Genomic DNA, 13,287 nt, shown 5'->3' on the forward strand with positions numbered 1-13,287 from the left:
CGGGTGACTGACGAGCGGCCTATGTTGAGTCGTAGCCATCAAGACCTCGGAATCCTCGCATACAAACCAAGAGCCAGCAGTGAAAACGCGCTCAACACGACACCGAGCGCGAACATTGCTTCATGCGACACCGTTGCAGCGAGCCATACACCGATTGCTGCGTTCATCATCTGCCAGAAACCCAGCAGCGCGGAGGCGGCGCCGGCCTTCTCCCCGAATGGAGAGAGCGCCCGCGCGGTGGCCAGTGGACTGACAACGCCCATGCCGAGCAGAAACACGCACATAGCGCCCAGAAACGGCAAGAAGGTCGGGCTGATCATCGAGATGAGCAGGATCGCAACGCTGCTGGCGGCCGTCGCCCACAGTCCCGCCCGGATCGGGCGATCGAGCCCGTAGCGTGGCGCCAATTTCGTCGCCAGCATGCCCGCGGCGAATACGATAAAGACGGTGCCGGCGAAGAAGAGGCCGAGCTGGATCGGCGTGAAGTGCAGCGCTTCAATGAACAGGCGCGGCGCAGCCGAAAACATCGAGAACAAGCCGCCTATGATCAGGCTCGCGGTTGCCGCCGGTATGGCGAAACGCCGATCGCCAAGCAGGCCAGCATAGGTCCTGGCGATGGCGACCAGATTGAACGGGGTGCGGATCGAATTGTGGGTTTCGCCGAGGATGATGCTGTAGGCAATGGCGCCAGCCGCGGCAAAGGCCGCGACAAGAGCGAATTCGGAGCGCCAACCAAAACTGTGATCGAGTGCGCCGCCAAGCAGCGGTGAGAATCCAGGGGCTGCGGACATTGCGATCATGATCAGAGCCATAGCGCGCGCCAGTGCCGGCCCACGGAACTTGTCGCGGGCGATGGCGCGAGCCAGTACTGATGTCGCGCAAGCGCCTGCCGCCTGCACGACGCGGCCGGCCAAAAGATTAGGCAGGTCGTTTGCCAAACCGCACCAGACGCTGCCGCCGAAGAACACGGCAAATCCGATCAGGACTGGCCAGCGTCTTCCGTAGCGATCCGAAAGCGGTCCGACCAGGAGTTGGCCTATCCCGAACACCGCAAGAAAGACAGTGATGGCGGACGTGACCGCCGCGCTGGTGACATTCAATGAGATCGCAATTTGTGGCAGCGACGGCAGCAAGATGTTGGTCGCGAGCGTTCCCATGGCGGCCAGGACGGAAAGGACCGCGATCGCCAGGCCGCTGGAGACGGGAACATCCCGCGGCACGCTCTTGGCCGTTTGGCACTGGTCAGCCATGGGAACTTTCGCGCTGATAGGGATAGGCAGTTTACAAGGCGGCGAGTGACGCGGTTAGCGCCGCTCGCCAAGCCCTTCTTGTCGAATCGGCCGTGCTATCTGCGGACGACGCGCTCGATCGCGATGGCGGTGGCTTCACCGCCGCCGATGCAAAGGGCTGCAACGCCGCGTTTGAGGTTCTGCGCCTCCAGCGCGTGCAACAGCGTCACGATCAGGCGCGCGCCGGTGGCACCGATCGGATGGCCGAGCGCGCAGGCGCCGCCATTGACGTTCAGCTTCTCCCTGGGGATGCCGAGATCCTTCTGAGCCGCCATCGCCACCACGGCAAAAGCCTCATTGATCTCGAACAGATCGACATCGCCGACGCTCCAGCCGACCTTGTCCAACAGCTTGCGAATGGCCGGGATTGGCGCTGTTGTGAACCATTGCGGTTCCTGGCTGTGGGTCGCGTGGCCCTTGATCTCGGCCAGTACGGGGAGGCGGTCGCGATCCGCGAGTGAGCGCTTTGCGAGAATGAGCGCCGCGGCGCCGTCGGCATTGGCGGAGGAGGCGGCCGGCGTGATGGTACCGTTGGCGCGAAACGCGGCTTTCAGCCCGGGGATCTTGGCGGGGTCCACTTTCAACGGATGTTCGTCGTTGGCGACGATCCGCGGCCCGGCTTTTTCGGTTAGCGTGATCGGCACGATCTCGGCCTTGAACGCGCCGCCTTCGACCGCCTTGCGCGCGCGGGTCAGCGTCTCGATCGCGTAAGCGTCCTGGTCCTTGCGCGTGAACTGGTAGGCTTCCGCGGTAGCCTCGCCGAAATCGCCCATCGAGCGGCCGGTCTCATAGGCGTCCTCCAGCCCATCCATCATCATGTGGTCGATGATCCGGTCATGGCCGGCACGATAACCGCCGCGCGCCTTGGCGAGCAGATAGGGTGCATTGCTCATGCTCTCCATGCCGCCGGACAGCACGATCGAGGCCGAGCCTGCATGGATGATGTCGTGGGCGAGCATGGTGGCCTTCATGCCGGAGCCGCAGACCTTGTTGATGGTGGTGGCGCCGGTGGCATCCGGCAGTTTGGCGCCGCGGGCGGCCTGGCGGGCGGGTGCCTGACCTTGTCCGGCCGGCAATACATTGCCCATGAAAACCTCATCGATCCGCTCGGGGGCAAGCGTGGCCCGCTCCAGCGCCGCTGACATCACGTGGGAGCCGAGCTTGTGGGCGCTGAGAGGCGACAACTCGCCCATGAAGCGGCCCAATGGCGTGCGGGCGGCGGAAAGGATGACGACGGGGTCGGAAGCGGTGGCCATGGCGAACTCTCCTGTTGATAGGTGTTGTTATATGACGATAATCATATAAGATAAGCAGCAATGCAATGAAATGTTGCCGTGACCATCAAGGAAGCGCGGTTCCAGAATTGCTCGGAGGAGATGGGAACGGCTTTACAGCCGACCACCTTAGGACCTTGCACGGAGTGGCAATGCGATACGTAGAAGACCACAGGCGTCAAACCCACAGTCGGATCGTTGAAAATGCCTCCTACGGTCTGCGCCTCAAGGGTGCCAAAGGGCTCAGTGTTGTCGACTTGATGAAGCTCGCGGGTCTGACGCACGGCGGCTTCTATAATCATTTCGATTCACGCGCCGCGCTCGTTGGCGAGGCGATCGCCTTTGCAATGGACCAAATGACTGAGCGATGGAAGAAACTGGCGAACGGGAAGGCCAACGGGGAGCGCTTCGAGGCGTTGATCGCCGATTATCTAAGTCCTCGGCATCGCGACAATCCCAAACACGGTTGCGCGCTTCCAACCCTGGCCGCCGATGTCGCTCGATCGGGCCCGGGCGAGCAGCAGGCCCTGGCTTCCAAACTGGAGAAGATGATCGATGTCCTTGTCGAGCTCCTTCCCGGTGAGCCACCTCGACAGGCCCGCCAAATCGCGACGGGCGCTATCGCAACCATGGTGGGATCGATCGTGCTGTCGCGTGCCGTCGGCGCGGGGAAACTTTCCGACCGCATCCTCGATGCTGGCCGCAAGACAGCAGGCGGGCGGATTCGGAAGCCCCAGCGAAGAACCATAAAGGCGATGCGCTGCAAAAAATCATAACGTAAGGGAGGTCACTATGACGGCCGGCAAATGGCTCAAGACAGCCTGTAACCTGTGCTACATCAATTGCGGGATCGAAGTCTGGGTGAATGATGGGCGCCTGGAGAAAGTGCGGGGCGACCGTTCGAGCCCGAAATCACAGGGCTATCTGTGCAACAAGGCGACCCGGATTCCATATTATGCGAATGACAAGGATCGGCTTACGACCCCGCTGCGTCGTCGCGCCGACGGCGGCTTTGATGCAATCGAATGGGACGTGGCGATCGCAGAAATCGCGGAGCGGCTGCGAGACATCGTCGACAGATATGGTGGCAAGAGTATCGCCCTTTACGGCGGTGGCGGGCAGGGCAACCACGCCGGCGGCGCCTACGCCAGTGGATTGTTGCGCGCGCTGGGTTCGCGCAGCGTCTTCAATGCCCTTTCGCAGGAAAAAACCGGCGACTTCTGGGTCAACGGCCACATGTTCGGCAGCCAGACCTGCCACACCGCCGAGGACGTCCATCATTGCGATCTCTTACTTGTCATCGGTGCAAATCCCTGGATCGCGCACGGCTTTCCCAATGCGCGCGATCATCTCAATCAAATCCGCAAGGATCCCGCACGCAAGCTGATCGTCATTGATCCCAGGCGAACCGAAACCGCCGAAATGGCGGATCTGCATCTCGCGGTTCGTCCCGGCACGGACTCGTTTCTCCTTGGCGCGCTGCTGGCCACGCTGGTCCGGTCCGACCGGGTCGATCATGCCTTCATTGAGGAGCACACGATCGGCTTCGCGGAAGTGAGGCAAGCGCTATTGAACGTCCCCGTTGAAGAGTGGGCTGCCGCCGCCGATATTTCGATCGCGGACCTGGAGCGTTGCGCCGCGATGATCGTGGCGGCGAAGGCCATGGTGGTGCGGGTCGAGCTTGGTATCCAGCAAGGCATCAATTCGACGCTCAACTCCTATCTCGAAAAGCTTTTGATCATGCTTTCCGGCAGTTTCGGCCGTAAAGGCACCAACCAGTTGCATAGCTGGCTTCAGCCGCTATGGGGTAATTCTCCGAACCAGACATTCGCGCCGACCGGCGACGCGATCATTGGGGGCCTGTTGCCGCCGAACATTTTCCCCGAAGCGGTGCTGAAGGACCATCCCGACAGGTTGCGTTGTGCCTGGATCGACAGCTCCAATCCCGCCAACACGGCAGCAAACACCGAGGCGGTGGAGCGCGCGCTGCGCTCGCTGGAGCTATGTGTGGTGGTCGACGTTGCGATGACCGAAACCGCACGGCTCGCGCATTACGTTCTCCCGGCGTCCTCACAATTCGAGAAGACCGAATTTACCCTGTTCAACTTCGAATTTCCGACGAACTATTTTCACGTTCGCGCCGGTGTCTTGCCGCCGCTCGCCGGCACCTTGCCGGAGCCGGAGATTTACACGCGGCTTGCCGTCGCCCTGGGGCTTCTGCCGGGTGACAATGTGCTCGCCCCCCTGCGGGAGGCGGCGCGGCGTTCGCGGGCCGAGTTTGCCACAGCCTTTCGTGCTTTCATCGCGGAGAACCCGTCAAGCGGCGCAGTTCCTGCCCTGGTGCTTTACCATACGCTGGGGCAGACGCTTCCGGATGGCACGGCGGCCGCGGCCCCGATGTGGAGCGCGGCGCTGGCTTGCGCGAAGCGATCGCCGCAAGCGGTGCGGCGGGCGATCGGCGCATCGGATGATGTGGCGGATCATCAGCTCGGCGATCTCCTGTTCGATACGATCGTGGCCACCCGGCAAGGCACTGCCGTTACCCGGCACGACTATGATGAGGTCTGGTCATTGATCAGCCATTCGGACCGCAAGGTTCGGCTGGTGGTCCCGCAGATGCTGGAATGGCTGGCACGGCTCGATCCGCAAGCAGCGGGTGCGCCAAGGGAGTTCCCTTTCATGCTGGCGGCCGGTGGCCGCCGCATGTTCAACGCCAACCAGATCTTTCGTGATCCCGCATGGCGTCGCGACGATCCGGATGGCGCCATGTTGATCAATTCGAACGATCTGAGCGAGTTGGGCGCGAAGGATGGCGACTGGATCGCCGTCGAGTCGGTGGTCGGGCGGCTCGTCGTCCGCTGCAAGGTCGATGACGCCATGCGCAATGGCCAGTTGGCGCTGCCGCACGGCTACGGTCAGGCATACCCAACCTCGGACGGAGAGCGCCTGATCAACGGGCCGCGCATCAATCTGCTCACCGAGAGCGGCAACCGCGACCCCATTGCGGGCACGCCCTACCACAAGAACGTTGCGGTTCGTCTGACCCTGGTATCGGCGCACGAGGCTGCCGCCTATCAGTCGCAGTCCGAGCGAATTCATATGAGAGCGGCCGCACAGTAGCTCGAAGGGAGCGTCAAATGACCGAGAAGCCAATCGCGATCGTGACCGGGGTAGGGCCGGGCACAGGAGCTGCCATCGTCAAGCGCTTCTCTGCTGGCGGGTTCCGGATCATAGCGCTTGCCCGCTCAGCGGAGCTCATCAATCGCCTTGCGCAAGAGCTTCCCGACGTCCACGCGATGACCTGCGACGTGTCCGACGAGAGCCAGGTGCAGACCGTGGTCACGGACGTAAAGCGCCGTTTTGGAGCGGCCGAGGTTCTCATCCACAACGCGGTCGGAGGAGGCTGGGGAAGCTTTCGCGAGATCGATCCGAAGATGCTGAAGGGCAATTTCGAGGTCAACGTAATGGGCTTGTTGTACCTGGCCCGCGAAGTGGCTCCTGACATGATCGATCGAGGCAAGGGCGCAATCCTGGTGACCGGAAACACGTCGTCGATCCGAGGCAAGGCCAATTTCGCCGGCTTCGCTCCGACAAAGGCGGCGCAGCGTATATTGGCCGAGTCGATCGCACGTGACATGGGACCTCGCGGCGTGCACGTCGCCTATGTTCTCATCGACGCCGTGATCGACACGCCCCGGATGCGCGCGCGAATGAGCGACAAACCGGATGAGTTCTTCATCAAACCTGCCGCCATCGCCGACGAGTTGTACCATCTCTACGGTCAGGACCGGTCGGCCTGGTCATTCCTCACGGAACTGCGGCCATTCCGCGAAAACTGGTAACAGAAACGCGGTTACAGCTGGGTAACGCGCTTACTGATTTAAGAGCGCCGCAGACGCTGGACCTGAAAGGTCAGAACTATGACTGATGAGTCAATCTCGATTGATACAGGGACGGACGAACTGCTGTGTGCAATCCGGGATCGCGTCGCCGTGATCACCTTGAACCGACCGGAAGCACGAAATTCGCTCTCCGACCATCTCACGCCGGCGTTGCGCCGGATGATCAAGCGCAATGGGGATGATCCGGACGTCGGTGCACTGCTGATTACCGGTGCAGGCAGTGCTTTCTGTTCGGGCGGCGACGTCAAGGGGATGGGCGGCAACTCTGCCGCGCCGGCCATGTCATTCAGCGACAAGGTTGCGCGATTGCAGGAACGCCAGCGAACCCTGACCGGCGTACTTGTCTCGGTGCGTAAACCCACCATCGCGGCCCTGCCGGGACCGGCGGCTGGCGCTGGGCTTGCGATCGCGCTCGCCTGCGACATTCGTATCGCAGCCGAATCTACCATCATGACGACTGGTTATGCCAGGATTGCGCTCACCGGTGACTATGGCATTTCGTGGCTGTTGACCCGATTGGCCGGGACGGCGCGTGCCCGCGAACTGATGTTCCTGTCCGAACGGATCGATGCATGCCGCTGCGAAGCTCTGGGGCTGGTAAATCGCGTGGTGCCTGATGCTGACCTGCAGAGCGAAGCATTTGGGATCGCGAGGACGTTGGCGAACGGTCCGGGGAGTGCCTTTGCCTCCATCAAGGATAATCTCGACCTTGCTTTGTCGGCTGACTTCCTGACGTCATTGGATCACGAGGCCGAGAAGATGGTCCTCGCAGCGAGCACCGCGCAGCATACCGAAGCCGTTCGCGCCTTCATCGAGAAACGCGCTCCTAGTTTCAGGTGAAACTTTTCGGTTCATCGCCTTTTAGGTCCAGCGGGTCTGAACCTCATCCATTGATTGGACCTCTCGCCAACAATCAGGTCTGATCGCGATGAATTCCCATGATCTTTGTCAGGCTTGAAAACGCCGTGAGTTCACGATCGATCTGGTCGCGAGCTGCGTCGGGGCCGAGAAGAAGTGGCTCGGCGCCGAGCACCGCGAGTCGCTCAAGCATCGCCGGCTCGGCCATGACGGCGGCGCAAAGCCCGGCAATCTGATCGAGTACCGGCCGCGGCATGCCTGCCGGCCCCGCGAGCCCGAACCAGGTGTCGCTCCGTATGTCTACTAACCCGGCCTCATCGAACGTCGGAACGTCGGGGAGAATTGGTGTACGCCGTTCTGATGCTACGCCAATTACACGCACGGCCCCTGACTGGATGAATGGCAATGCGGAGTTCAATGACGAAAACACCATCGGGAGCTCACCGGCGATCACCGACTGTATGGAGTCTGTCGAGCTACGAAAGGGTACCATGCGCATCTTCACGTTGGCGGAACGTTCGATCATTCCGGCCATCAGGTGTACGGTCGTGCCGCGCCCCGACGTAGCGTATGCGAACTCGTCCCGTGGCTTGCTCCTTACCGTCGTGAGGAACTCCTGCAGTGTCCGCGCAGCAAAACTTGGAGCCACGACGAGCACGTTCGGTGACGTCGCAAAGATGGTGATCGGCTGAAGGTCTCGCCTCACGTCAAGGACGATATCCGGAAGGACGGAAGGCGCGATCGTGATGGTGCCCGGCATCCCAAGAAGCGTATGTCCGTCCGGGACGGCGCGTGCGACCGTGCCGGCGGCGATCAGGCCAGTCGCGCCCACACGATTCTCAATTACGATTGGTTTTTCGATGCGCTGGCGGAGTCCCTCCGCCAGAAGACGCGTGGCGACGTCCGTCACCCCTCCGGCGCCGAAGCCGACAAGAATTTGAACATTCCTTGTCGGCCACACCTCCGCTGCCGCAACTTTATGCGCGGCCAATAGCGCGACACTCGCTCCAAGCAACGTGCGTCTGTCGATCATGGATGCCCCCCCCAAGTGTTCCTCCCGTTGCTTCATATGTTCGATTATTTTCGGCAGATGATTGCGCGCCTGGCCTGCGTAGCCGCTTCGTGGAGGGTGCCGTCCGGCTTGAACACGACCCCGTAGTCCTCGGTGGCACGTTCGCGACCGACATAACCCGCCTCGACGTCGCGCAGGACGCGTTCGATCTCGCGTTCATGCGGAGGGCCGTATCCGCCTCCACCTCCGGACACTACACGCAAGCGATCGCCGGCCTCCAACGCATAGATTCCCTTCCACGTGCGGACTGTCGTACCGCTCGCTCGCATGATTTCGACGAAACAGGTGGCACCGGCCCCGCCGCCCGCCATTCCCCAGGGGGGGCACTGGCCGCGTTCGAACTTCAGACTTACCTTGCAGGGAAAGAGAATGCGGTACTCCTTTTCCACGCCCAGGCCGCCGCGGCGGCGGCCCGGGCCGCCGCTGTCTGGTCGAAGTGCCTTTTTGATCAGCCGGAATGGATAGAGCGCTTCCTGCATTTCGACGGGGATGTCGGGTACGTCGCCATGCGCGTTGGATCGTAGCGGAAATGCGCCGTCGTCTTGAGCGGTCGCCCCCCAGCCTCCAGTCACCGTATCGAGATTTGTGAAGAGTTCCCCGGTCTCCGGCAGCCGTCCGAAGATGGTGTGGACACCGTACGTACCATGATGAGCTGCAACAGCATGAGCGGGCAGAGCGTCGCCGATTGCTCTGAGGATAGTATCGACGACGGTCGGAATCGTGTTTCCGGATCCTCCGATCGGTGCGTCGGGGCGAGCGGTGAGGAACGTTCCATCCGGCGCCTCGACGTCGAGCAGATCAAAGTCACCTTGGTTGACTGGCTCCTGCGGTGTCAGGATGTATTTTGCTGCGATCCTGGCGGCCGCGATTGCTCCACCGTTGCGGCCTGCGTTGGACGGACCTGTCATCTGCGGACCGAGCCCCTCGAGATCCACGATCAAACGTCCGGCAGTCGAACGTACTGCGACCCGGATTGGAATGGCCCCGCCGCCGTCTCCGTCGAGAAAGCTTTCCGCTGAATATTCGCCTTCGGGAATATCGGCGATAACCGCCGACGCGGCCGCACGCGCCTGACGCCGCATGCTTTCGAAGGTAGCACGCAACAGAGCGACACTCCGTCTATGCGCGATCTGGAGGACCATGTCCCGACCAAGGAGGCATCCCGCGAGCTGCGCTTCGAGATCACCCAGAAGCAGCTTCGGAAAGCGACTGTTGGTGGCGCATAGGCGGAAGATGTCTTCGACCCGACGTCCGCCAGACAGTAATCTGACGCACGGCAACTGAAGACCTTCCTGCCAGACGTCCGTGGTGTCGGTACCCGTGCTCGAACCGGGCGCGGAGCCGCCAACGTCTATCCAGTGCACCAGCACCGCGAAGAATCCCAGGAGCGGCCCGTTGTCTGAGCCGCCTTCACGGACCGGCGTTAACAACGCGACATTATTGAGGTGCTGGCCGAGCGTGGCTGCCGAGTTGGTAACGATGGCATCGCCGTGCATCAGGTTGTCCGCACCGTGTACCGAAATCGCTTCTCGGACTCCGGTCCCGAGCGCATTCGCGACGAAGATCGGCAGGCTGCCGCGTGACTGGGCTATCAGGGCACCTTCCGGATCCACGAGTCCTACGGAGTAATCCTTGTATTCCTGCACCAGCGGGCTGAACGCGCTCCGCTCGATGTTGCGTTCGATCTGATTTGGTATGGAGAGGATCTCATGCCGAAGAATCTCGATGTCGATGGGGTCGATTTCGGCCTCGAGGAGCGCAAATGCTTCGTTCATTATTCGGCTCTCTCGCTCGAAACAGCGATGCTCATCTCTCCGAGCCGCCCGACCGTCGCGACATCCCCGGGCCCGATGAGCGTGGTCGACCCGTACTCCTCGACGATCGCAGGTCCGGTAATGACGAATCCGGCAGGAAGCATCTCGCGTTTCCAGACTGCTGCCTCGACCCAACCTCCGGGCCGAAGATGGAGCGGCCGGTGATTGATGGGCGCAGGCGAACGGGAGGTGTCGGGGGATGGCGCCAACGCCAACAGGTCGGGACGCTCACCCACGCTTTCGGCCGCGACACGGAGACCCACGACCTCAGGCGTGAAGTCTTCTCCTAGCGTTCGTCCGAACCTCTTCGCGTAGGCTGTTTCGAATGCACGGACCAAAACGTCTGCGTCTGGATCGCCTCCGAACTTAACGGGAATGGCATGACGCTGGCCTCTGTAGCGCATGTCGGCCTGCCATTGGAGCGATGGCGACTTGTTTAGGAATTCGCGTTCCGCCGCCGTCACAACCTCGATCCGAAGCTTGTCTCTGACGGAAGAAAGTGTCTCGATGCCGTGCTCGGATAGATCGGCAAGCAGGCTCTGGGCTACGTCGGTTCGGGCATTCGCCATCAACATTCCCAGCGCAGAAAAGTTTCCGGGTTCCGGTGGAACGACTACTCGACGAATGCCGAGTGATCTGGCGAGCTCTGCGCCAAAGATGGGGCCACCACCGCCGAAGACGAGGAGAGTAAACTCTCGGACGTCGTGGCCGCGTGCGACCGTGATCTCCTTCACGGCACTGGCCATCAGCGTGTTGGCCAGATCGAGGATCCCGTGGGCCACGCGCGTCGTTGCGGCATCATCCGATCCGTAACCGAGCGGAGCGGCTATTCGATCCCTTATTGCGGCATTTGCCGCTTGGGTATTCAGCGAGAGCCGTCCGCCCAGGAAGCTGCCGCCGCCAATGCGTCCGAGTCGCAGGTTTGCGTCGGTGACCGTTGGTTCGGTCCCGTCTCTTCCGAAGCAGGCGGGCCCCGGTTCAGATCCCGCGCTGCGAGGGCCGACCCGTAGACGCATCTGCGGATCGATCCATGCGATGGATCCGCCGCCGGCCCCGACCTCGACGATGTCCAGCACCGGGCTCCTGATCGGAAAGCCGCGGACGTAACCGCCGACCCAATAAGTCGGTTGAACAGCGAATGATCCCGATTCTACCAACGCGCATTTCGCAGTGGTACCTCCCATGTCGAATGCGATCACTTTGTCCAATCCAAGCGCGCGCGAGTACTCCGCGGCGGCTATCACGCCGCCGATCGGACCCGATTCGACCAGGGCAACCGGGCGGTCGACGGCAGCCTCGAATGGCATGAGGCCGCCGTTCGATCCCATCATTGCCAACGTTCCCGCGAACCCCTTTTCTCTGAAACGTTTCGTGAATCCGGCCGTATAGGCGGCGATCGCCGGACCTACGTATGCATTAGCTGCGGCTGTCGCGCTTCGTTCGTATTCGAACCACTCCCGAGTCAGAGCTGTTCCGGATGTGATGAAGACATCTGGGAGGCACTTCCGCAGGATTTCTACGGTCCTATCCTCGTGCGCGGGATTCGTGTAGGCATTGAGGAACGAGACGGCGGTAGCCGTGACGCCGGCCGCCTTCAACGTAGAGGCGAGAGAAATGACCTCAGCCTCGTCCAACGCTTCCACGACCGATCCGTCCGCACCCAGCCGTTCCGTGACTTCGAAACGCAGCGCCCTCGGCACGAGCGGCGGGTCACGGCGCTCGGCGATGTCGAAAGGAACAGGGCGATTGCCGCGGGCGATCTCGATGACGTCGCGGAAGCCGCGCGTGCATACGAGCGCCGCACGAGCGCCCTTGCGCTGGAGGAAAGCGTTGATGACATGGGTCGTACCGTGTTTCAGCGCCGCCGTGGACTTGAGATCGCCTCTCGCCTCTTCGATTCCCGCGACGACGCCGTCCACGAGATCCCCATAGGTGGTAAGCGATTTGGCGAACGTTAGGAGCCGTTTGGATGAGTCGTAGACGGCGACATCAGTGAACGTTCCCCCGGTATCGGCGGCGATGAAATGCGGCAAGAGTGCTCCCAAGTGTCGGCTTATTGCTCGACAGCATGGGATGATATCGAAACCCTGTGTAGTCAGCAGGAACGGTTGAGCTCCGTGCAGAATCTGCACGAGTGCTGCTACGAATTCGGTCGGTGATGATACGCAAGTAGGCCTTCTGCGACATGATCCGCCAGCAGCCGAATGCGTAACGGCAAATCCCTGTGCGCCGTCAAAACCCACATCGCGGGCGGATCGCCGTCCGGATAAACCGACCGCAACTCAGGAAAGAGCTCGACCAGGCGCCCATCGGCGATTGGTTCCCGAACGAGGGATTCCGACAGCCTGGCGATGCCGGCCCCGGCAAGTGCGAGTCCCAGCAGCATTGTCCAACTATCCGAAGCCAAACGAGACCGCAGACGGACCTCGCGAAGCCTGTTATCCGGATACTCAAAATGCCACTCGGCGGGCTCGCTGATCGTATGCGTCAGGCATGCGTGCTGCGTTAGGTCAGTTAAGGTTTTGGGTGATCCGTTGCCAACGAGATACGCCGGCGATGCAACGAGCCGCCGCCTGTACTCCCAGATCCTGCGCCCGAAGAGATCGGCGTTCGGCCTCCGACCTGCGTGAATTGCCAGGTCGCAGGCTCCATCAAGTAGTTGGGCCGGCTCCTGCGCAATCGAAATCACGATGCGCACGTCCGGTTGAAGTTTGATGAAATCTGACAGGATGGATGGCAGGTACGTCACTGCGGCATAATCATTCGTAGCAACTCTGACGATTCCAGAAGCCTTCCCTTGCATTGCGGCGATGTCGTCGCGTATCCGGGACCAATCTGAAAGAGCAACTTTCGCCCAGTCCAGAAGTGCGGAGCCAGCCGGAGTCGGAGCGACCGATCGCGTCGTTCGCACCAAAAGCTGTGCTCCAAGATCGGCTTCGAGTGCGGCGATCCTGCGGCTGGCAAGGGAAGGAGAAACATCCAAACTGCGCGCCGCTGCGGCGATGCTTCCGTTTTCGATAACGGCCGCAAACAGCCGGATAAGATCAATTTCCATGTGCGGTTCAGCCTCCCACCTTG

General features: G+C 61.6%; 10 protein-coding genes. 4 read left to right on the top strand and 6 right to left on the bottom strand.

All coding sequences use genetic code 11. The annotated features are described in order from the left end of the window. Window positions 1-38: 38 nt before the first annotated feature. Together HZB49_RS00245 and HZB49_RS00250 are read right to left on the bottom strand one after the other, a co-directional pair. Window positions 39-1,250: a multidrug effflux MFS transporter gene (locus tag HZB49_RS00245; protein ID WP_291608424.1), complete on the bottom strand. Its 1,212-nt coding sequence runs from the start codon at window positions 1,248-1,250 to the stop codon at window positions 39-41. 95 nt (window positions 1,251-1,345) lie between these two features. Next, the gene (locus HZB49_RS00250) at window positions 1,346-2,545 is read right to left on the bottom strand and encodes an acetyl-CoA C-acyltransferase (protein WP_291608425.1); all 1,200 of its coding nucleotides are present in this window, start codon (window positions 2,543-2,545) and stop codon (window positions 1,346-1,348) included. A 170-nt stretch (window positions 2,546-2,715) separates the two neighbouring features. Here HZB49_RS00250 and HZB49_RS00255 point away from each other — a divergent pair, with 170 nt between their 5' ends. From HZB49_RS00255 to HZB49_RS00270, 4 genes are all read left to right on the top strand, one after another. Then, a complete protein-coding gene (locus HZB49_RS00255) occupies window positions 2,716-3,339 on the top strand; it encodes a TetR/AcrR family transcriptional regulator (protein WP_291608426.1) in 624 nt (207 codons plus the stop codon). A gap of 16 nt (window positions 3,340-3,355) precedes the next feature. After that, window positions 3,356-5,683, top strand: coding sequence for a molybdopterin-dependent oxidoreductase (locus tag HZB49_RS00260; RefSeq protein WP_291608427.1), 2,328 nt, complete (start codon window positions 3,356-3,358; stop codon window positions 5,681-5,683). Window positions 5,684-5,700: 17 nt separating this feature from the next. After that, window positions 5,701-6,405 carry an SDR family NAD(P)-dependent oxidoreductase gene (locus HZB49_RS00265; protein ID WP_291608428.1) on the top strand — a complete coding sequence of 235 codons (705 nt, stop codon included), beginning with the start codon at window positions 5,701-5,703 and terminating at the stop codon, window positions 6,403-6,405. A gap of 78 nt (window positions 6,406-6,483) precedes the next feature. Further along, entirely contained in the window at window positions 6,484-7,305 is an 822-nt protein-coding gene (locus tag HZB49_RS00270; protein ID WP_291608429.1) for an enoyl-CoA hydratase-related protein, read from the top strand. Between the two features lie 73 nt (window positions 7,306-7,378). On the opposite strand, the gene HZB49_RS00275 is transcribed toward HZB49_RS00270, so the two are convergent. From HZB49_RS00275 to HZB49_RS00290, 4 genes are all read right to left on the bottom strand, one after another. Then, entirely contained in the window at window positions 7,379-8,356 is a 978-nt protein-coding gene (locus HZB49_RS00275) for a tripartite tricarboxylate transporter substrate binding protein (RefSeq protein WP_291608430.1), read from the bottom strand. Window positions 8,357-8,400: 44 nt separating this feature from the next. Beyond that, window positions 8,401-10,170 carry a hydantoinase B/oxoprolinase family protein gene (locus HZB49_RS00280; protein WP_291608431.1) on the bottom strand — a complete coding sequence of 590 codons (1,770 nt, stop codon included), beginning with the start codon at window positions 10,168-10,170 and terminating at the stop codon, window positions 8,401-8,403. Beyond that, window positions 10,170-12,242: a hydantoinase/oxoprolinase family protein gene (locus tag HZB49_RS00285; protein ID WP_291608432.1), complete on the bottom strand. Its 2,073-nt coding sequence runs from the start codon at window positions 12,240-12,242 to the stop codon at window positions 10,170-10,172. The genes HZB49_RS00280 and HZB49_RS00285 overlap by 1 nt, the downstream gene beginning before the upstream one ends. Window positions 12,243-12,349: 107 nt before the next feature. Further along, complete coding sequence (locus tag HZB49_RS00290) at window positions 12,350-13,264, bottom strand: LysR family transcriptional regulator (protein ID WP_291608433.1); 915 nt, start codon at window positions 13,262-13,264, stop codon at window positions 12,350-12,352. Window positions 13,265-13,287: the final 23 nt, after the last annotated feature.

Source organism: Bradyrhizobium sp., assembly GCF_016219575.1.
Taxonomy (GTDB): Bacteria; Pseudomonadota; Alphaproteobacteria; order Rhizobiales; family Xanthobacteraceae; genus Bradyrhizobium.

Bases quoted from the DNA above. Each gene is read 5' to 3' on its own strand.
- HZB49_RS00245 (WP_291608424.1), bottom strand. From the start codon at position 1,250: ATGGCTGACCAGTGCCAAACGGCCAAGAGCGTGCCGCGGGATGTTCCC.
- HZB49_RS00250 (WP_291608425.1), bottom strand. From the start codon at position 2,545: ATGGCCACCGCTTCCGACCCCGTCGTCATCCTTTCCGCCGCCCGCACG.
- HZB49_RS00255 (WP_291608426.1), top strand. From the start codon at position 2,716: ATGCGATACGTAGAAGACCACAGGCGTCAAACCCACAGTCGGATCGTT.
- HZB49_RS00260 (WP_291608427.1), top strand. From the start codon at position 3,356: ATGACGGCCGGCAAATGGCTCAAGACAGCCTGTAACCTGTGCTACATC.
- HZB49_RS00265 (WP_291608428.1), top strand. From the start codon at position 5,701: ATGACCGAGAAGCCAATCGCGATCGTGACCGGGGTAGGGCCGGGCACA.
- HZB49_RS00270 (WP_291608429.1), top strand. From the start codon at position 6,484: ATGACTGATGAGTCAATCTCGATTGATACAGGGACGGACGAACTGCTG.
- HZB49_RS00275 (WP_291608430.1), bottom strand. From the start codon at position 8,356: ATGATCGACAGACGCACGTTGCTTGGAGCGAGTGTCGCGCTATTGGCC.
- HZB49_RS00280 (WP_291608431.1), bottom strand. From the start codon at position 10,170: ATGAACGAAGCATTTGCGCTCCTCGAGGCCGAAATCGACCCCATCGAC.
- HZB49_RS00290 (WP_291608433.1), bottom strand. From the start codon at position 13,264: ATGGAAATTGATCTTATCCGGCTGTTTGCGGCCGTTATCGAAAACGGA.